The 20301-nt window shown below is 68.6% G+C and carries 14 protein-coding genes; 8 read left to right on the top strand and 6 right to left on the bottom strand.

The annotated features are described in order from the left end of the window. Positions 1 to 186 precede the first annotated feature (186 nt). On the bottom strand, positions 187 to 600 hold the full coding sequence (locus ACIRGA_RS27835) for a hypothetical protein (protein ID WP_400946136.1): 414 nt from the start codon (positions 598 to 600) through the stop codon (positions 187 to 189). A gap of 185 nt (positions 601 to 785) precedes the next feature. Between ACIRGA_RS27835 and ACIRGA_RS27830 the strand changes: the two genes are divergently transcribed. The 3 genes from ACIRGA_RS27830 to ACIRGA_RS27820 all read left to right on the top strand — a co-directional run bounded on the left by ACIRGA_RS27830 (position 786) and on the right by ACIRGA_RS27820 (position 3591). Beyond that, on the top strand, positions 786 to 1499 hold the full coding sequence (locus tag ACIRGA_RS27830) for a Crp/Fnr family transcriptional regulator (protein ID WP_400946133.1): 714 nt from the start codon (positions 786 to 788) through the stop codon (positions 1497 to 1499). A 77-nt stretch (positions 1500 to 1576) separates the two neighbouring features. Then, positions 1577 to 1777: a hypothetical protein gene (locus ACIRGA_RS27825; protein ID WP_400946130.1), complete on the top strand. Its 201-nt coding sequence runs from the start codon at positions 1577 to 1579 to the stop codon at positions 1775 to 1777. Positions 1778 to 1866: 89 nt separating this feature from the next. Then, positions 1867 to 3591 carry an aKG-HExxH-type peptide beta-hydroxylase gene (locus ACIRGA_RS27820; protein WP_400946128.1) on the top strand — a complete coding sequence of 575 codons (1725 nt, stop codon included), beginning with the start codon at positions 1867 to 1869 and terminating at the stop codon, positions 3589 to 3591. Between the two features lies 1 nt (position 3592). Here ACIRGA_RS27820 and fxsT read toward each other — a convergent pair whose 3' ends face one another. From fxsT to ACIRGA_RS27795, 5 genes are all read right to left on the bottom strand, one after another. Next, positions 3593 to 7978, bottom strand: coding sequence for an FxSxx-COOH system tetratricopeptide repeat protein (gene fxsT / locus ACIRGA_RS27815; RefSeq protein ID WP_400946126.1), 4386 nt, complete (start codon positions 7976 to 7978; stop codon positions 3593 to 3595). Between the two features lies 1 nt (position 7979). Continuing rightward, positions 7980 to 9062, bottom strand: a complete 1083-nt coding sequence (locus ACIRGA_RS27810; RefSeq protein WP_400946124.1) for an AAA family ATPase — start codon at positions 9060 to 9062, stop codon at positions 7980 to 7982. 13 nt (positions 9063 to 9075) lie between these two features. Then, positions 9076 to 10875 (bottom strand): hypothetical protein, encoded by a 1800-nt coding sequence (locus ACIRGA_RS27805; RefSeq protein WP_400946122.1) that lies wholly within the window; start codon positions 10873 to 10875, stop codon positions 9076 to 9078. Between the two features lie 437 nt (positions 10876 to 11312). Further along, on the bottom strand, positions 11313 to 12029 hold the full coding sequence (locus ACIRGA_RS27800; protein ID WP_400946120.1) for a S1 family peptidase: 717 nt from the start codon (positions 12027 to 12029) through the stop codon (positions 11313 to 11315). 173 nt (positions 12030 to 12202) lie between these two features. Then, positions 12203 to 13237, bottom strand: a complete 1035-nt coding sequence (locus ACIRGA_RS27795; protein ID WP_400946117.1) for a PucR family transcriptional regulator — start codon at positions 13235 to 13237, stop codon at positions 12203 to 12205. A 96-nt stretch (positions 13238 to 13333) separates the two neighbouring features. Between ACIRGA_RS27795 and ACIRGA_RS27790 the strand changes: the two genes are divergently transcribed. The 5 genes from ACIRGA_RS27790 (at position 13334) to ACIRGA_RS27770 (ending at position 20301) form a co-directional block, all read left to right on the top strand. Beyond that, entirely contained in the window at positions 13334 to 14236 is a 903-nt protein-coding gene (locus ACIRGA_RS27790; protein ID WP_400946115.1) for an alpha/beta hydrolase, read from the top strand. After that, the gene (locus ACIRGA_RS27785) at positions 14233 to 15975 is read left to right on the top strand and encodes an ABC transporter ATP-binding protein (RefSeq protein ID WP_400946113.1); all 1743 of its coding nucleotides are present in this window, start codon (positions 14233 to 14235) and stop codon (positions 15973 to 15975) included. The genes ACIRGA_RS27790 and ACIRGA_RS27785 overlap by 4 nt, the downstream gene beginning before the upstream one ends. Continuing rightward, positions 15972 to 17672: an ABC transporter ATP-binding protein gene (locus ACIRGA_RS27780; RefSeq protein ID WP_400946111.1), complete on the top strand. Its 1701-nt coding sequence runs from the start codon at positions 15972 to 15974 to the stop codon at positions 17670 to 17672. Before ACIRGA_RS27785 ends, ACIRGA_RS27780 begins: the two co-directional genes overlap by 4 nt. A 31-nt stretch (positions 17673 to 17703) precedes the next feature. Further along, positions 17704 to 18900, top strand: coding sequence for a GNAT family N-acetyltransferase (locus ACIRGA_RS27775; RefSeq protein WP_400946109.1), 1197 nt, complete (start codon positions 17704 to 17706; stop codon positions 18898 to 18900). Between the two features lie 195 nt (positions 18901 to 19095). Continuing rightward, on the top strand, positions 19096 to 20301 hold the full coding sequence (locus tag ACIRGA_RS27770; RefSeq protein WP_400946106.1) for an acyl-CoA dehydrogenase family protein: 1206 nt from the start codon (positions 19096 to 19098) through the stop codon (positions 20299 to 20301).

Here is a 20301-nt window from a genome sequence, read left to right as displayed (position 1 = left end):
CGTGGGGGGCCGGGCGTGCCTTATCTGCGCAACATTTCTCGTGGTCTTTGTGTTGGGCCCCCCCGGGTGTGTTTGGTTTTTGGTCAACCCCCCCCCCCCCCCCACTCACGAGGCCAAAACCGCGGTGGGGGACGCCCCCCTTGAGCGTCCCCCACCCGGTTCACCCGGCCCGAAACCGGCCGGACGTCATCTCCCGTCGTTGTCCGGGCGCCTGGACAAGGCCGCCAAGGAAAGCACCATGACGACCGGCCAGATCACGGCCATCAGCGCGGCCCCGCCGAAGGTGATCGCGGTGACCGAGACCGCCGTCGCGATCAGGCCACCGACGGGTGACACGTAACAAAGGCCCAACGGCCCCAAGAAGAGCGCCCACAGCAACGCGGTTTTCACCGATTTGGCGGGCGGGCGGGGAACCGGATACCGCCCCGGGCCGACGACCTCGTGGTCGTCGCCCTGATACCAGCCGCCGGACATCAGCGGCGGATGCGGCGCGAAGAACACCGGTCTTCGGCCGAACGCCTTGGGCGTCCGCGGATTCTGCCCGGCGGGCAGGTGACGGTGATCTTTCGGCCGTCCCATGACACTTTCGGCGCTGCGCATGACACCCTCCCCCGTCGCCTGGCCGAGGCCTGGTGAAGTCACCCCGTGCCTGGCACAATTACCGGTTGCGGTTCGAAACTTCCGGGTCGTTCTGCCCACTGACCATGCTGACGAGTCGGGGGAGTGGCTGATGCGTCAAATGGAACACAGCACCGATCCGGTTCCCGGTGAACCGGAGGGCCAGGATGACCGGTTCCGCCGCGGCTGAAAACGGGAGCCTGGGAACCTGGCGGAGGCTGACCCCCGCGGAGCAGTCCGCCCTCCGGCGCGCAGGCCACCTGAAAGTGTGGCGGCCAGGCCAGATCCTCGCCCTCCAGGGCAGTCCGCCCACCAGCATGTTCGTCGTCCTGCAGGGCTGGGTGAAGATCAGCGCCACCAACTATCGCGGCGAGGACGCCCCGCTCGCCGCCCGTGGCCCCGCGGAAATCGTGGGCGAACTGGCCCCGATCAGCGGACTCCCCCGTTCCGCGACGATGTCGGCGATCGACGAGGTGCACACCCTCGTCGTGCCGAGGGAGAAATTCCTCGGCGTATTACGCGACCAGCCGCGGATCGCCGAGGAGATCTTCCGGACCGCGGCGATCCGGCTTCAGCAGTCCGACAGGCTGCGTCTCGAATCCGGCGGCCCGGATTTCCCGCAACGCCTCGCCGCCGTTCTCCTCGAACTGGCACTACAGCACTCCGTCGACTGGACGGCCGGAAAACACGTCGATCTCCGCTTCAATCAAGGGGAATTGGCGGGCTTCGCGCGGGTCTCGCGCAGCACCCTGATCCGCGGCCTCGACGAACTCCGGCGGCTGGGGGTGGTGCGCACCGCGCGCCAGCGCGTCACCATCACCAGCCCTCGCGCATTACGGGAATTGGCGGCCGGACGGCCCCCGCCGGCCGCCGAGGCCTGATCCAGCACGAAATCTCGGCTATCCTTGTCGAGGTTCAGCTCTCGTAATCGTTCCACGGGCTGGAGGGAATCGGCACGATGAGTTCATTCTCGGCAGACACCGAACCGGACATCGAATCGGCGTTGCTCGATCTCGACGCGGTCTCCTTCACCGCGTTACGAGAGCTGGACAGTGAGGCCTTCCGCCATTCGGCGCGCCGGGTCGTCGAACGCACCACCCTCGTCCGCGCGCGCTACAGAAGCGGCAATAACACCGGAGGCGGCGAGCGGATCGACTGATGCCGCCATCAGCCGGGCCTCATCCCACGTTCCACCGGTTGTCATGGCGGGACTTCGACGCGCTCGCGCGTCTTGACGGAGACGAGGACATGGCACGACGTCTGCGACGAGCCGAACGGAGCCGTCGCAAACTGTTGATCCACGCATTGCTGACCGAAGCCACGAAGACACCGGATCATTCGGGACCGTTACCGTCGCTGGATTCCGCTTGGGAGCTCCTCGCACGTGCCGAAGCACGAGCACCCCGCGCGGTGAACCGGATGCTCACCAATCCGTACACCGGCAGCTGGGCGGGCTATACGACTCGGCTGCTCCGCAACGGAATAGACGGCGTCGGTCCCTTGTGGATGCACCTGGGGCACGCGCACGCGATCGCGGCGGCCGCGGCGATCCGGGCGGAGCTGGATTTCGAGACCTCCATCCCGGCGTGGCACGGCAACGCCATCCTCCCCTCACTCGGGATGGCCAGATTTTCGGACACCGGACCGTTTTCTTCGGTCGTCGTCCAGGGTGTCAACGGCGGGTACTCGATATCGAACGGCACGACGGTTCGCCTACCGGGCGCACCCGAGGAAGATGCCCCGGACTGGTGGGGAATCCGGCGGGTACGAAGCCGGGTCGGCGCGCACCGATTCTCTCTGTGGCTGGACGACCTCGATCCCTATCGCGGGCTCTACGAACCGATCCCGCCGGAACGGCTACCGGGCAAGGACCTGGCGGATTGGCAACGGCTGATCGACGAGGCGTGCCGTCTGGTCACCACCCATCTGCCCGATCTGGCCCGCATCATGCCGGTGGGATTGGCGTCCCTGGTTCCGAAACCCCAGGTGCTCTTCCGTAATCCGAGCGCGTCGACCGGGGAGGCGTTCGGCAGCGCGGTCGTCGGACTGCCCACCGACGGTGCGGCGCTCGCCGAAACGCTGATCCACGAGTTCCAGCACATCGTGCTCGGGGGCCTGCTGCACCTCGTCGAGCTGTACGAGCCGGACCCCCGCGAGCGGATCTATGTGGCCTGGCGAGACGATCCGCGCCCACTAAGCGGTGCCTTCCAAGGGGTCTACGCCTTCTTCGGCGTCACCGCCTTCTGGCGCGCACTGGCCAGGGCCGGGCAGAGTCCGCGGCGCTCCGAATTCGAATTCGCCTACTGGCGCGAGCAGACGTGGCGCACCCTGCAGGCGCTGCGCGTGGACTCGACCCTGACCGATGCCGGCCGACGCTTCCTCGACGGCATCGCCGAACGCCTCGGGCCGTGGCAGAGCGAGCCGGTATCGGCGGAGGCGAACGAACTGGCCACGGCCGCCCGCCGCGATCACCTCGCGGGATGGCGCGCCCGGCACCTGCGTCCGGATCCGTCCGTCGTCGCCGAACTGGCGGCGGCATGGCTCACGGGAAGACCGAGGCCTCCCGCGAGTCTCGACGCGACAAGCCTTCCCCCGACGCCGGTCCCGGACGGAGCCTGGTCCCAGGCCAGAACGGACCTCATCCGGCTCACCCTCGGCGGCACGACACGGTCGCCGGACGGGCGACCGCCGACGGTACCCGGCGCCACCGCGGCCGATATCGCTTACGCCGCGGGCGATCACCTCGACGCCGTGGAGAGCTACCGGCGGGAACTCGCCGTGGATCCGGACCGGCCGAACTCCTTGGCCGGGCTGGGCCTCGCGCTCTCCGCCCGAGGCCTCCACCCTGCCGCTCGCGCCCTGCTGCACTGTCCCGAGCTGGTCCGCGCGGTACATCGGCCCCTGCGCTCCGGCCCCCGGCCGCCGACCGTGGAGGAGATCGCCTCCTGGATCGGGCAACTCGTGCCGGGTTGAGTCACATCAGGATCGGGTCGATGTCGCAGTTGGCACGGGTACCTCGACCGGCCGCCTGCGTTCCCGGGTGGGCCTCGCCCAACACCCGGCGGTACCGTGCCAGGATCGGGTCGCGGAACGGCGCGGCCTCCTCCGTCCGGCCGAGCGCGGCCAGATCCAGTCCGAGGTTGAACGACGCCGCCAGGACCGTGGGGTGTTCCTCGCCGAGCACCTGCGTACCACGCTCGATCGCGTCTCGTCCCAGCTCGACCGCCCGATCGAGTTCACCCAACGCCGCCAGGTCACTCGCCAGGTTGATCGTGGCGATGATGGCATAGGGATGGTCCGGGCCGATGGAGGCGCGGAACTGCTCGAGGGCTCGCTCGTCGAGGACACGGGCGGCGGCGGGGTCGCCCTGTAACCGCAACGTCACCGCGAGGTCTACGTTCGCCGCGAGGGTATGCGGATGATGCTCACCGAGACCGCTCCGGTATCGCTCGAAGGTCTCCTCGCCGAGCTTCTTCGCCGCGGCCAAATCACCCGAGTGACGAAGATCGATCGAATGAGCCAGCGCGGAGGCCATCGTCGTGCCGTGGTCATCGCCATAAGCGAGCCGGAACCTCTTGAGGACCTCCGTGGACACGCTGAGCGCCCCCGGGTGGTCGCCGTCCTTCCGCCTGGCCACCGCGAGCAGGAGCGAGTTACCCGCCGAGTCCAGCTGGTCCGCGCCGAAACGGGCGGTGAAGTTCTCCGTCAGCCTTTCCTGCTGAATCCGGGCTTGGCCGTATTCGCCGGCTTCACGCAAGTCCACGTTCCTCGCGCTGTTGGCGCTGAAGGTGCGGACGTGATCGCGACCCAGGACCTCGATCCGCCGCCGGAGGGTGTCCTGATCCAGTTCCAAGGCCTCCCGGTAGGCGCCGGCCAGCCGCAGGCTGATCGCGTGCTGATACGCGGCGTACAGTGTCTCCGGGTCGTCGTCACCGAACATCCGCCTGGCCTTCTGAAGGATCTCTTCACTCAGTTTGGTCGCCGCCGCGAAATCGCCCTGTGCCCGGAGATCGATGGTGATGTTCCGCTGAAGCGCGAAGGTCTCCTCGTTCTCTTCACCGGATATCTGCATGCGCAGCGCGAGAGTGCGCTGGTTGAGTTCCGCGGCTTCGGCGTACCGGCCGATCGCCCACAGGTAGAGCCCGAGCCTCGACGAGACTTCGAGCGTCTGCGGATGGGTGGGGCCGAGGACGTCGGTGAAGCGCTTGCGCGCTTCGAGGCCGAGCCGCGCCGCCTCTTCGTGATCTCCGTACTCGAACAGGTAACGCATCAGGTTGATGTAGAGCTGACGCGGCCAGTCGTTGTCGCAGTCCAGGACGTTCGCCGCGTAGGCGTGCGGCAGCAATTCGCGGTAGCGCGACCAGTGCCTGCTGGACTCGGGGTCGTTGGGGTCCAGCGCGGCGAGCAGCTGGTGGGCACCGTGCTGCATCCGGGCGTGCACTTGGCGGGCCATGACCCGGTTGCGCAGCACCAGCTGGACGAGCCGATGCAGCTGGAGAGTGTTGTTCCCGTGGTCGATCTTGGCGAGGCCGTAGCGGTTGATGTCCCGGATGGCGCGCGCCAGCTTGATCGGGTCGCGCAGCGCGGCGTCGAGCTCCGGCGAGATCGACACTCGGTTGACCCCGGTGAGCAGGTCACGCGAAATCGGTTCCGGGGAGAAGAAGGCGCAGATGTGCAGGATCTGGTGGGCCGCCGGGTTGCGGGTCTTCAGTTCCTCGAACGAAACGTTCCACGCCGCGGCGACGGAAACCTCGTTGTCGGGCGCCGAAGCGGTGTCGAGGATTTCCTCGACCGACTCGTCGAACAGGCGCAGATACTCCTGTACCGGCATCCCGGTCACCGCGCGCCAGGCCGCCGCCTGCTCGACGGCCAAGGGCAGGTCGCCGAGCTTCTCGGCGAGTTCCTCGGCGTCGGCCGGGTCGATCTCCGGGCCACGCCGGCCGAGCAGCTCGACGCTTTCCTCGCGTTTGAACACCGCCAGCTCCAGCGGACGCGCGATACCCGCCCAGTCGGAGTTCCGTGAGGTGATCAGGATTTCGCCGGGACCGTTGCGCGGGAAGAACGGCAGCACGGTGTCCGGGCTCTCCGCGGCGTCGAAGACCAGGAGCCAGCGGCGGAAGGGCCGCCCGGTCCGGAGCGCCTCGATGACCGCGGGGACCGCGACGCTGGCTTCGGCGGCGCCTTGCAGGCCGAGGACACCGGCGAGTTCGGTGAGACCGGCGCGGATCTGCGTGGTGTGCGCGGCGTCGATCCACCAGACGAGGTCGTAATCGTGGAGATGCCGGTAGATGTACTCGGCGGCCATCTGGGTCTTGCCGATACCGCCGAGGCCGTGCAACGCCGACGGGAGCACGGCGGTGGTGCCGCTGCTCAACCGTTTGGTGAGCTGGTCGAGCAATTCGTCGCGGCCGGTGAAGTTGGGGTTCCGCGGGGGGACGTTGCCGAAGACCAGTGGCGGGTCATCGGCCTGGCGGGCGGGGAAGTTCCGGGAGGTTTCCGACGCCGAAGGGTGCACGATCCGGGTCGTCGGCTCGTTCGCTTCGGGCTCACTGAGATAAGACGAGCGTCCCTGTGTCACAGGTGTCGAGGCAGGTGGACGTTCGGCCGTCTCAGGCATCATTGAGCTCACAGTCTTTGGTTCAGATACGTGTAGTTCGAGGACTTGGGTTGCTGCCGCGTTCCGCAGCCGGTCCGCCCGGGACAGGTACGGCCCGGAAAGGGCGCGCATGAGCGCGGTTTCCAGCTCCACATCGGCCGGGGACTCGCGGGTGAGGTCTGGGTCCGGTGTGTTGTTCGGGTCGGCGATGGCGTCTCGGAGGTGGCCGATCAACCGGATCCGGTCACCGAAATGGGTGGCGGCCACTCGGACGACATTGGCCGTTTCCGACCGCCGCGCGCCGCTGAGCAGCAATTCCCGGACTGCCTCGGGAAAAGCGAAGACCCCGTCTGTGTCCCAAGTGGACTCGCCCTCCCTGAGTGCGGGAGCGTACATCATCCCCGAAAGCAAAAGCTCGAGGAGGTGTTCCGGCCCCGCTTCCGGCACGAATCGTTGTCCCACCAGCTTCGCCACATCGAGACGGACCGGTACCGCCGCGAGTAACTGCGCCAAGCGTAGCGCTGGCGGCGACGCAACACTGCGGAATCGTTGTACTCGTTCGGCGGGTGACAAAGTTACCGGCCGGTCATCGAAATCGGACTGGGAAATCCGTTCCGTGGCGAGGACGACGGTTCCTTCCACGGTGTCGTCGTTTTCGCCGGTCATCAGTCCGGCCCACCAGCCCAGCGACCTCGGCCGCAGTTCGAGCACCGGCACCGGGACGAGATGGCCGGGCACCTTCGAGCCGGGTTCGAGCCAGGCGTCCGCGAGGTCGCATTTCCACCGGCCGTTGGGCGCCACCGCGTTCGGGATCCTCAACCGTGCCTTGTGCGGGCTCATCCCGCACCGGCCCCACAACCATTGCGGGAGCAGGTGCACGATGCTCACCGGCATCCTCCTGCCCCACCGCGCCAGCATCGGGTACAGCGCGTCCTTCTTCTGCCAGGCGTCACCCACCCCATCGGTCAGCAGCAAAACCACGCGCCGTCCCGACGAATCCATGATCTCGTCCGGATCGCGGGCGGGCGCGCCGGGCGTGCCACCACGAAGAACGAAATCCTCTTCGGCGTCCTTGGCGGTTTCCAACAGACGGACCTGGATGGTACGGAAAGCGCCCACTTGCCGGAGTAATTCGACGAACGCGGACACCCTGGGGCGCCACAAGGCCATCGACGGACCGTTGTCGAGGACGAGCGTCAGGTCCAGCCAGCGCTCTTTTCTCGATCGGGTGACCGGCCACCACCGGCCGGTCTCCGCTACCCGGACGGCGGTCGCCACTTCGTCCAGGACCACGTTGTTGTGTCGCCGCGAGGCCATCTCTCGTTTCAGGGTTCTCAACGCGCGGAAGTACTCCAACGATTCGAGGAGTACCGCTCCCCCGGGCCCGTCGCCGTCCACCGCGGGTTCCGGCAGCTCATGGGGTACGGCCTCGATCGCGACGACCTGACCGTCTTCCGCGTCCTCCGCCGGGGCGTCGACGAGCCGGGTCGGCCGCGGCTCGGGAAGTTCCGGGATCTCCCCGCGCTCGGCGGGCGCGTTACGGATCCGCCCGCCCTCGGGTGTCCGCTCCGGCTCCTCGGCCGGGGCGGAGCCGCCGCCGGCCCGCGGCGGCGAGATGGCCGCGGCCAGCCACACGATGTCGGCGACGTCGGTCCAGTTCAGGTCCTCGAATCCGAATCGCTTGCCCCCTGGGGGAAAACCGGTGTCCCGCCGCTCCGCCGCCGGGGCGGAACGCGAGTCGGACACACCGCCCGGCCCGGCCATGTCACCGCACCGTCAGTCGTTGCCACAGAGCGTCCACCAGCCGCGGCCATGCCTCCTGATCCGGCTGGTACGCGCCCGACGTCGCGAGATAGACGGCGTCGAGCAGCCTGTCGGTGGGGAGACCGCCTTCCGCCTTGCTCCGTTCGGCGAAATCCCGGATGAGCTTGTCCCGGTGTTCGCCGTTCTCGCCGACCAGATGCCCGGCCACGATCGCGGCCAGGTGCTCCTCGTCCGGATTCTCGATCCGCAACTGCAGGCAGCGGCGGAGGAACGCGGGCGGGAACTCCCGTTCCCCATTACTGCTCATGATGACGATCGGGAAGGCGTGGCAGGCGATCCGGCCGTCACGGACCACGGCGGTGCGCTGCGGATCGGCGGTGTGCACGGTGACTTCGGGGTGCCGGTTGCGCACGCGAGCCAATTCCTCGATGGAGAATTCGCCGTCCTCGAAGATCGACAGCAGATCGTTGGGCAGATCCGCCTCGGACTTGTCCAGCTCGTCGATCAACAGGACCCGCGGCAGCCTGCTGGGCAGGAAAGCGGTGCCCAGCGGGCCGAGCCGGACGAAATCGCCGATCGGGGGTTCTTCGGCCTCGCCGCCGCGCTGGGCCTGGCTGGTCGCCGCCGCCTGGACCCGGCCGATGGCGTCGTAGCCGTACAACCCGGAACTCAGCGCGGTATGACTGGTGATCGCCCAGCGCAGCACCCGGCCGAGGCCGAGCTCCCTGGCGATCCGGTACGCGAGGCTGGACTTCCCGGTCCCCGGGTTCCCGGTGACCAGCAACGGACGCCTCAGATAGAGGGCGGCGTTCACCATGTTCAGTTCGCCGGAGTCGGCGTCCTGCTCCGAAAGCGTGAACGCGGTACCGAGACGACGTTCCGCCTCGCCGTCGTCCGGCGGCGGCACGTCGTTCTCCGGTGGCGGGTCACCACGATAAGAACGCCACGGCGGCGGCGCGGGCAACAACTGCGCGAGGTCGATGTCGTGCATGGGCATACCGGTGCCCCGGTAGATCCACCAATCGGGTGCGTCGAGCCGAGGAGTCCGGCCGTCCACGGCCGCGTCCTGATCGTTCCCGCTCATCCGCGGCATCCCCTTACAGTCGAGTCGGGATCAACGGCTGGTCCAGAACGATCACGCGTTTGGGGTCGTCCCACATTACCACCAGATCGTGAGCCAGAGAATTCTTGAACGGTACCGCCATCCCGGAATTCGCCAGTTTGCGGCGATCCGGAAGCTCGATGAAACCGCTCTCCGCGGCCAATACCCAGTCGAGCAACTCGCGCAGGGTCTCCGGCTCGGCGTCGGGATGCCACAGCACGACCGGGAGGCCACTGCGGAGCGCGCTCGTCAATTCGTCCGGCACACCACCGGGTTTCGCTTGGGGTGACGGGGGTTTCGCCAAGACCAGGCCGACCCAATGCTCGTCGCTCAGGATGGCGTCGATCGGATGCTCCCCGACCTCCGCGCAGCCGGAATAGTGCAGCCGGTCGGCGGCGGGGTCCTTGACCATCGAATCCCAGCGAACGTGCCATGCGCGATGCCAATGCCTCGCCCGCATCCTCTCCAAAGAGCGTATTCCGAGACGGTACCCGTAGCGCAAAGGCTGGGGCTGACCGGTCTCGTGCTCCTTCGCCCAGCGCTGCACCGGCAAATTGATCAAGGTCCTGGGCAGCAGGAATTCCACCGACGCGGACATGCTCTGGCCCGACCAGACGCCCTCGGTCTCCAGGATGACGTCATCGACCCTGAGTTCGACCTCTTCGATTCCGATTTCGCGTACGCCGCCGAGCGGCGGCGGCCAGACGTCCGGATCGTCCTGTCTCCAGAATGCGAGCGTGCACCGCGTCGGATCTGCGGAAACCGGTTCGAGCATGATCATCAAATGCAGATGCGGGCGATCCGGAATGGGCGTCCTGGTCAGTCGCTGATGTCCGAGAGCGGGGCCGAGCCGCAGTGACCGGGCTTGGCCGGTCATCCAGCCCTCGATCATCGCGTCGGGCCGGTCTCCCGAGTTTTCGGCCAGCAGCCCGAGAAAAGTCAGCGCGGGCGGGATCCCGTCCGGTCCCGCGTTGAAGTCGGTGAGCAGCCGAAAGACCTCCCACGCGTCGGTGACGCCGTCCAGCGGAGGCGCCGGGATCGCGGGACCGAGCGCCCGGCTCACCATGATCGCCGGGTTCGGGACTTCCATTCCGGTCAGATGACGGCGCAGGCCCACCAGATCCTTGCGGGGGATCAACTCCAGAACGGGGCCTTCCAGGTCGGCCGGAAAGAGTTCTTCGGCGCGCACCACCACCGAATCGGCCGCCGCGTTGACTTCCCCGTGCAGTCGTAAATAAGCCATTCCGGTGAAAGTCTTCACCGAAACAGGTAGCGGACGGTACAACTCGGGCAACAGGCCCGGGTCCTTCTCGATGACGTCCGCGAAAAACCGCTCCGATGAGATGAACGCGATCATCCGATGGGATTCCGCGAAGGCTTCTTTCACCGGTGGCGCGTCGAGAATGCGGAAAGCGATATCGACCGCGTCCCCGACCCAGCCGTTGCCGTCGTCGATCACCTCGCCGGAGTTGAGACTCACCCGCAGCCGCATCTGCGCCTGCGGTGTCCGCGTGTGGTTGTACCGGCGGAGGGCGACCGCGAGGCGATCCGGCAGCAGGTCGGCGACCAGGCTTTTGGTCGTTCCGGGCGGAAGCAGGACCAAGACGCCGTCGCCGCGGTCCTCGTGAGAGCACGAATCGAAGTCGACACCGCTTTCGGCGAACGCGATCTTCAAAACCTCGTACATGCCCTGGTGCACGGCGAGCCGGTCGAGGCGGTTGCGGTCCGGCGCGGTGAAACCCACGACGTCCACCACGACGATCGTGCGGTCGAAAGCCCGCGTCGGTCGCGCCACTGGCCCCCTCCCAAGGTCCACGGCGCCGACCCACGGCGCCGACCGCCACATTATCGCGTCGATCGGCCCGGAGTTGAGTGTCAATTGACAAATAGCGGGTGGCGGATCGGTGTTAAGGCTCGTGAGTGGTAAGGACGGTTGGGACCAAGGGTGTCTTAGGTACCTGCTGAATGTGGCGGCCAGACGGTCGCGGGTCCGTGAAGGCCTCCTTGCCTACCCTGAAGGTAGGGAAGGAGGCCTTCACGGACTCCACGATCGCCACCTCAGCCTCAGCAACACCACCAGCCCCAGCAGTCACAGCGGCTGCGCGTGAAGGCCCCCTTCCCTCGGCTCAGCCGAGGAAACTCGACCTCCACACCTTCCCCAAGTACATGAAGGCCCCCTTCCTTGCGCCAGGCGCAACGAAGGGGGCCATCATGTACCACTCACGAGGGGGGTCAGACGCCGGCGACCTGCTGGATCCAGCTGCGGTAGCGAGTGATGTTGGTGTAGGCGGTGTTGTTCGACCGGTCGCTGGTCGAGGCGACACCGACCTGGCGGCCGCCGGAGAACATCGGGCCGCCCGAGTCACCGCCGGCGGTGATGCCGTCGACGCGGTTCGCGCAGACCGCGACCCCGCCGTTGTAGTCACTGCAACTGACCGAGTTCACCCGGACGGTGGCGACCTTCAGGTAACGGGACTGGCAGTTGATCTCCGAACCGCACTGGCTGGTCGCGCCCCAGCCGTAGACCTGGACGTTCTGGCCGACCGCGACGTTGCTCGTGGTGCCGAGCGGCGCGTAGGTGGCGTTGACCGAACTGGTCAGCCGCACGATGGCGAGGTCCGCGCCCGAGTGGCGGGTGATGCTCGCCGCGGTGGCCATGGTGCCGCCGCTCTGCTGATCGAGGCTGCCGATCCGGAACGTGTAGCTGCCACTGCTGGCCACACAATGCTTGGCGGTGAGGATGTACTGCGGCGCGATGATCGTGGCGGTGCAGTTCTGCTGGCCGTTCACGAACAGCCGGGCCGCCCAGGGGCCGCTCTGCGCGTACTGGCCGCCGATGATCATCGGCTGCACGCCCGAGGGTTCGGCGGCGGTCGCGGCGGGAGCGGTCGAGCCGAGCAGCGCCATGAAGGCGGTGCCGGCCAGCAGGACGAGGGAGCGCAGTCGCATGTTCCGGCTCATTTCCGCGGCCGGGTCCCGGCCGCTCGAAGTGGGGACGAACGCGCTGATTCTGTGTCGTGCCAAGGGAAGCCGGAAACCGACGAAAGTTCGCGCGGGCTACCTATTTATTTCCATGACGGCCGGAACGGATTTTTGAGTACTCGGCGAAGATCATTAGGTAGTCACTCGCCGAGCAGGCGCCAGGCGGTGAGCGCGAGCCTCGCCCGGGTCAGGCCGAGCGGGTCGGTCAGATCGATGGCCAGGCATTTGCCGATCTGGGTCAGCCGTCGCGCGACACTGCTGTGGTGCAGGTGCAGGGAATCCGCGGCCTGGCGCACGGAACCCGTGGCGCAGTAGGCGTCCAGCGTCCGCAGGTCCTCCGGATCCGCGGCAAGGTCCGTGATCGCGACGACGTCGGCGTTGGCCCTCGTGTCCTCCTCCGGGATCCGCGCGAGCAGCGCCAGGGCTCCGAGGTCGCGGTAGTGGATCACCGGACGGCGCGCGGTCGTGAACCGCAGCGCGGTCCTCGCGTCCTGCCAGGACCGATGCGGGCACTCGGTGTCCCCGATCCCCGCCCGGACGTTTTCCGGGAACCGGGCCGGATCCACCGCGGCGGCCAGGATGATGCCGACGTCGGCGAGTGACGCGGCCTTGACCGGGCGGCCGGGGCAGATCAGGCCCCCGATCTTCTCCAGCGGGCGCTCGGACCGGACGGCGACCACACGGATCGGCGCGTCGCCGGGGAAACCCAGCAGCCGCAGGGCCCGGTTCCGCGCGGCCTCGTCGCTGGCGGAGCTGATCACGAGTTCCACGAGCGCCGGGTCGGCCATGGTGGTGCGCGCGGGCCCGTACCGTTCGACGACCGTCGCCACGGCGATCGCGAGGCGGTCCAGCACCGCTTCGTCGAGGGCGACGGGCTCCCCCTCGCGTTCCAGCCAGACCGTGCCGATCTCTTCGTCGTCGAGGGTGACCGGCGTCGTCGTGGACACGGGCACGGACGTGGGAGCGGCTTCGCGGCCGTCGGGCGCCATGCGGATGGCGTGTCCCGTGCTGTGCACCCGGATGCCGGCGACGCATTCGGACAGGCCCGCGGTGGCCCTGGCGAGCGCGGGGAGATCGACCCGTCGCCGCATCAGGGTGTCGTAGAACATCACGATCCGGATCGTGCTCTCGACGTCGGGATCCAGATGCGACAACCGCGCGGCCAGTGCCTCCATGTCCGCGAGCGTACGCGGCGATCGTCGCGCGAAGGGGCGCTCACGCGCGACGGATGGCGGCCGCCTTCCGGGCCGGGAGCCGGAAGGATCGTCGTCATGGATCCCGAACTCGAAGCCTTCATCGCCCTCTTCCCGCCGGCGAAACTCGACGATCCGATCGGCGAACGCGCGAACTACGCGAAACTGGCCACCTCGGTGCCACGGCCGGACACGTCGGCGATGGAGGTCGAAGACCGGATGGTGCCCGGCGAACCCGAGGTACCGATCCGGATCTACCGGCCGCACGAAGCCCAGGGCGCCATCATCTGGCTGCATGGCGGCGGCTGGGTCATGGGTGATCTGGAGACCGAACACCCGTGGGCCGCCCGGCTCGCCGAGGGCTCCGGCGCGGTGGTGATCTCGGTCGGCTACCGGCTGGCTCCCGAGAACCCGTTCCCGGCCGCGCTCGACGACGTCTACGCGGTACTGAACTGGACGGCGGACCACGCGGCGGAACTCGGCGTCTCGCCGGATCGGATCGCGATCGGCGGGCACAGCGCGGGCGGCGGGCTGGCGGCGGCGACGGCGTTGCGGGCACGCGACGAAGGCGGCCCGCGGATCTGCTTCCAGCTGCTCAACCAGCCGGGACTCGACGACCGGCGGGACTCGTGGTCGGCGCGGAACTTCACCGATACGCCGTGGATGAACCGCGACAAGGTGGCCGCGATGTGGCGGCACTACTTGGACGGAAAGCCCGCACCTTCGCCGTATGCCGCACCTTCGCGGGCTACCGATCTCTCCGGACTGCCTCCCGTGTACATGGCCAGCGCCGAGCTGTGCCCCAACCGCGACGAGAACATCGACTACGCGGTCCGTTTGCTGCGGGCGGGGGTTTCGGTCGAGCTGCACCAGTGGGCGGGAACCTTCCACGGATCTCAGGCGATCCTGACCGCCGAGGTGTCGCGCCGCCAGCTCGCCGAACTGGGCGACGTCCTGCGCCGCGCACTGGCCGGGTCATGACCGCACCCACGACAGGCAAGCTGCTTCGCCCCTTCGCCGGGAGTTTCGCCGCCGTCTTGCTCCTGCAGATCATCGGCGCCATCTCGGGGTTGGCACCGCTGCTGGCCGTCGTCGAGCTGGGCAGGACGCTACTGGCGCCCGGTCCGGTCGACGAAAGCCGCGTGTGGACGGCCGTGGCCGTGGGCGCGGCCGGGATGTTCGTCCGGCTGGTGCTCACGGCCGCGTCGTCCGGCATCGGGCATCTTCTCGACGGCCGGGTCCAGCTCACGTTCCGCCGGTTGCTGGCCGAACGGCTGGGACGCGTGCCGATCGGCTGGTTTTCGGGGCGCCGCACCGGTGAGCTGGCCAAGGTCGTCGGCGAGGACGTCGGCGCCGTGCACCCGTTCATCGCCCACGCGCCGGGCGAACTCGTCTCCGCCTTCGTCGTCCCGCTGGTGTCGCTGGTCTACCTGCTCACCATCGACTGGCGGCTCACCCTGATCACGCTGATCCCGGTCGTGCTGGCGGTCGCGGTGGTCCCGTTGATGATGACTCCAGCCCGGCTGCGCGAGCAGGAGGAGTTCGACCGCGGCATGGCGGGGATCTCGGATTCGGTCGTCGAATTCGTCCAGGGCATCGCCGTGGTCAAGGCGTTCGGCGGAGCGGGCCGCGCCCATCGCCGGTTCCGCACCGCCGCGGACGCCTTCGTCGCCACCTTCACCCGGTGGGTGCGGGGGATGGCCGGGCCGGCGGCGGGGATGCAGCTCGCGCTGTCGCCGCCGTTCGTCCTGCTGGTGGTCCTGATCGGTGGCACGTTCCTGATCATCGGTGGCGGTCTCGCCCCGGTCGATCTCCTGCCTTTTCTGGTACTGGGGCTGGGTTTGACCGCCCCCGTCGCCGCGCTCGGTCACGGTTTCGACGAACTGCAGGCGGCCTGGCGCGCGACCGGCCGGATCCGCGACGTGCTCGGCGTGCCGCCGCTGCCGGAACCGGAGAATCCCCTTGCGCCGCAAGGACATCGCGTGGAACTGCGAGACGTCCGTTTCGGCTACGAGGCCGATCGCGAAGTCCTGCGCGGAATCGACCTGGTGCTCGAACCGGGTACCGTCACCGCGCTCGTCGGGCCCTCGGGCGGCGGGAAGTCCACTTTGGTCACTTTGCTGCCGCGGTTCTTCGACCCGGTCGAAGGATCGGTTCTGCTGGGCGGCGTCGACCTGCGCGAAGTCGGCAGCCAGGAGCTGTATCGCAAAGTCTCCTTCGTGTTCCAGGACGTCCGCCTGTTGCGCGCGTCGGTCGCGGACAACATCGCGCTGGCCGTGCCGGACGCCGGTCTCGACGACGTCGTCCGCGCCGCCCGGCTGGCGAACATCCACGACCGGATCCTCGAACTGCCGCGTGGCTACGAAACGGTGCTGCAGGAGGAAACCGGGCTGTCGGGTGGCGAAGCTCAGCGGATCTCGCTGGCCCGCGCGTTGCTCGCCGACACGCCGGTACTGGTGCTCGACGAGGCCACCGCGTTCGCCGACCCGCAGACCGAACTGGCCGTGCGAAGGGCGCTCGCGACGACACGGGCCGACCGGACGGTGCTGGTCATCGCCCACCGCCTGGAGACGGTCGTCGACGCCGACACCGTCGTACTGCTGGAGAACGGCACCGTCACCGAACGCGGCAAGCCCGCGGATCTGCTGGCACAGAACGGGAAATTCGCCGCCTTCTGGCGTTCCCGGCAGTCCGCCGAAGCACAGGGGGAACCACGATGATCCGGATGTTGCTGAGTGTCCTCGGACCCGGCCACGCCCCGCCCGTGCGGCGGACCGTGGCGCTGATGACGGCGACCGGGGTCGTCGAAGGACTGTCCTACGCGTTGCTGGTCCCCTTGCTGCGGGCGCTGCTCGGGAGCACTCCGGGCGACGCCGTCCCGTGGCTGATCACGTTCGGCGCGGCCTTCTCGGTGTTCGCGATCCTGCGCTACCGCGCCGATCTCTCCGGCTTCCGTACCGGGACGACGTTGCTGCGCGGGATGTACCACCGGCTCGGCGACCATCTCGCCCGGTTGCCGATGGGCTGGTACCGGGGGAACCGGGTCGGCGAGGTGTCGGCGCTGGCCGGCCCCGGTGTCCTGCGAGCGATGAGCGTGATCGCGCATCTGCTGGCGCCCTTCGTTTCCGCGTGCGTCACGCCGCTGACGATCGTGTTCGTGATCCTCGTCTTCGACTGGCGGCTGGGGCTGGCCGCGCTGGTGGCCGTCCCGGTCGTGGCGGCGATCCAGATCTGGACGGGCCGGTCGATGGCCGCCGCCGACGACAAGGCCGCCGAACGCGGCACCGAGGCCACCGGCCGGGTGATCGAGTATCTGCAGGCGCAGCCGGTGCTACGGGCCGGCGGCCGGACCGCGGAACGATTCCGGTCGCTCGACGACTCGCTACAGGACCTCCAACGGGCGAACCGCCGGTCCACGTTGTCGGCGCTGCCCGGCGTCGTGGGGCTGACGTTCACGGTGCAGGCGATGTTCACCGTCCTGCTGACGCTGGGTGCCTTCCTCGCGGTCGGTGGGGAGATCGGGGCGGCCGAGGTCGTGGCGATCCTCGTCCTGGCCGCGCGCTGCGCCGATCCGCTGCTCTCGCTGACGGACATCGGCGGCAAGCTCCGCGGCGCGCGTTCGGTGCTGGCGAGGCTCGACGCGCTGCTGCGGACCGAACCGCTGCCGGAACCACCACAACCCGTCCGGCCGGAGCGGCACGATCTGGAGCTCGAGTCGGTCGTCTTCACCCGCGGCGACCGCACGGTACTCGATGGTGTGTCGCTGACCGTCCACGAAGGACAGACGCTGGCCGTCGTCGGGCCTTCGGGCGCCGGGAAGAGCACGGTGCTGCAGCTGCTCGCCCGGTTCCACGACGTGGATTCGGGAGCGGTGCGCGTCGGTGGGGTGGACGTCCGCGCGATGGGCACCGAGGACCTGATGTCGCGGATCGCGATCGTCTTCCAGGACGTCTACCTTTTCGACGGCACGATCGAAGAGAACGTCCGGCTCGGGCGCCCGGACGCCGGTGACGCCGAAGTGCGGGCCGCCGCGACGGCGGCGCGGCTGGACGAGGTGATCGATCGGCTGCCCGGCGGCTGGTCCGCGAACGTCGGCGAGGGCGGCGCGCTGCTGTCCGGCGGGGAACGCCAGCGGGTGTCGATCGCGCGCGCACTGCTGAAGGACGCGCCCATCGTGCTGCTCGACGAGGTGACTTCCGCACTCGATCCGGTCAACGAAGCGGCCGTCCACGACGGGATCGAACGGCTCATGGCCGGCCGGACCGTGGTGATGGTGGCGCACCGGCTGCGGACCGTCGAACGGGCGGACCACGTGGTCTTCCTGGACGGCGGCCGGATCGCGGAAGAAGGAAGCCACGGCGAACTGGCCCGGCTCGGCGGCCGGTACGCCGGGTTCCTCGAACCGCAAATCGCTTGACGCCGCCGGGGAACGGCAATGCACTGTGCCGATGAAGATCCGTTCCACGACCGCCGACGACCGCACCGTCTTCGTCGACACCATGTTCAGCGCGTTCGCCCGGTTCCCGGACGCCGCGGGCGAGACCTGGTCCGCGCTCGAAATGGACCGAGGCCTGCTCGCGGTGACCGAGGAGGGGCGGCCCGTCGGCACGGCCGCCGCGTATTCCTTCGAGCTCACGCTGCCCGGCGAGGTCGTCGTCCCGGCCGCCGGGGTGACCGCCGTCGGTGTCCTTCCCTCGCACCGGCGGCAAGGCGTGCTGAGCGCGATGATGCGGCACCAGCTCGCCGAATTCCGGGCCAGGGGCGAATTCCTCTCCGTCCTGCTGGCGTCGGAGGCCCTGATCTACCGCCGGTTCGGCTACGGACCGGCGACCTACACCCGGCGTCTGACGGTGCCACGCCATCAGGCCGCCCTCGCCGTCCCCCGGGCGGGCGAGGTGACCACCGGCTCGGTCGAACTGCTGCGCCGGGCCGAATGCGGCGAAATCCTGGAAGAGATCTACGACCGGTATCGCCGCGCCCGGCCCGGCGCGCTGTCGCGCCCGCACCGCTGGTGGTCCTTGGGAGCGGGACAGCCGCCGATCTCCCGGGCGTCGCGCTACATCGCCGTTCATCGCGACGCCGACGGCGTCCCGGACGGGTACGCCTCCTACTCGCTCACCGAACCCGGCACCCTGACCGTCGACGAGACCATCGCCACCGACGACGCGGTGTCCACCGCGCTGGCCAGGTTCCTGCTCGGACACGACCTCGTCACCGAGATCGTGTTCAAGCACTGCCCGCCCGACCATCCGCTGCGATGGCAGCTCGAAGACTTCCGCGCCGGCGAAGCAGGCGGCGACACGGACTGGCTCTGGGTGCGGCTGCTCGACGTCCCCCGCGCGCTCACCGCCCGCCGCTGGTCCACGGACGGCGAACTCGTCCTCGACGTCGACGACCCGGCGCTCGGCGAGCACGGCCGTTACCTGCTCACCGTCCGGAACGGTGAGGCGGACTGTGTCCCGACGGAGCGGGAACCCGGCCTGTCCCTGGACGTGAGCGACCTGGGCTCGATCTACCTCGGCGGCACGGTGCCGAGCACGCTCGTGCGGGCGGGGCACATCCGCGCCCACCGCCCGGAGGCGGCCGCGCTCGCCGACGCTCTTTTCCGGACGGAGCGTGCTCCGCACTGCCTGCACTGGTTCTGATCGCGGGGGCGCGATCTCAGAGCGCGGACGTTCGTTGACACCCCGTAGTGCCACTGCTCTACTCGGACGCATGGAAGGCATCCTCTGTCCGGCCTGAAAAAGTCTCCGCGCCCACTCTGAGAACCACCCGGGAATTCCGGGCACTCCGCCCTGCCCGGAATTCCCGTTCGCCCTCGCACAGAACGGAATTCACCCATGACCACGACCGAGAACCGGGTCCGATCCGCCAGTGAATGGCTGACCGCGGCGAAAAAGGTCGCCGCCGAACTGGCGGTGGACGCGGCCGAGCGCGACCGGAAGAACGAAACACCCTACGCGGAAGTCCAGCTGCTCAAGGATTCCGGCCTGGTGACACTGCTCGGCCCGGTCGAGCACGGCGGTGGCGGCCAAAGCTGGGAGACCGCCTACCGCGTGACCCGCGAGGTCGCGCGCGGCGACGGCTCGATCGGCCAGCTGCTCGGCTACCACTATCTCTGGGCATGGGCCGCGCGGCTGGTCGCGACCGAAGACCAGGTCGCCGCGGTCGAAGAACTGTATACGCGGAACAGCTTCTTCTTCGGTGGGGCGGTCAACCCCCGCGACTCCGACCTGAAGATCACCGAGGACGGCGACGAGATCGTCTACAACGGACACAAGTCGTTCTCCACCGGCGGCAAGGTCTCCGACCTGACCGTGCTCGAAGGCGTCTTGGATGGCACCGAAGACCACGTCTTCGCCATCGTTCCGTCCACACAGGACGGTATCGTCTTCCACGACGACTGGGACAACGTCGGCCAGCGGCTCACCGAATCGGGAAGCGTGACCATCGCCGGCGTACGCGTCCCGTGGGCTAGCGCGGCGGGCTACGTCGACAAGAAGTTCCACCCCCTGACCTACAACACGCTCAACGTCCCGGCGATCCAGCTGGTGTTCGCCAACTTCTACCTCGGTATCGCGCAGGGAGCCCTCGAAACCGCGCTGGCGTACACGCGCGAGCACACGCGTGCGTGGCCGTACGGCGGCGACGACAAGACGTCCGCCGGCGAGGAGTGGTACATCCTCGACGGCTACGGCGACCTCCAAGCGAAGCTGTGGGCCGCCGAAGCGCTGGTGGACAAGGCCGGGACCGCGATTTCGGCCGTGCTGCACGCGCCGCGTGAAGACCTGACCCCCGAAGCACGCGGCGAGATCGCGGTCCTCATCGCCGCCGCCAAACAGCGCGTGATCGAAACGGGGCTCGAGATCGGCACGAAGATCTTCGAGCTGACCGGCGCCCGTGCGAGCGCCACGAAATACGGCCTGGACCGCTTCTGGCGGAACCTGCGCACGCATTCGCTGCACGACCCGGTCGCCTACAAACGGCGCGAAGTCGGCGCTTACGCGCTGCTGAACGAACTCCCGGAACCCACTTGGTACACCTGA

It is taken from the genome of Amycolatopsis sp. NPDC102389 (assembly GCF_044765885.1).
GTDB lineage: Bacteria > Actinomycetota > Actinomycetes > Mycobacteriales > Pseudonocardiaceae > Amycolatopsis.
The sequence above is the reverse complement of the archived record's forward strand: the minus strand, read 5'-3'. Positions and strand labels throughout refer to the sequence as shown.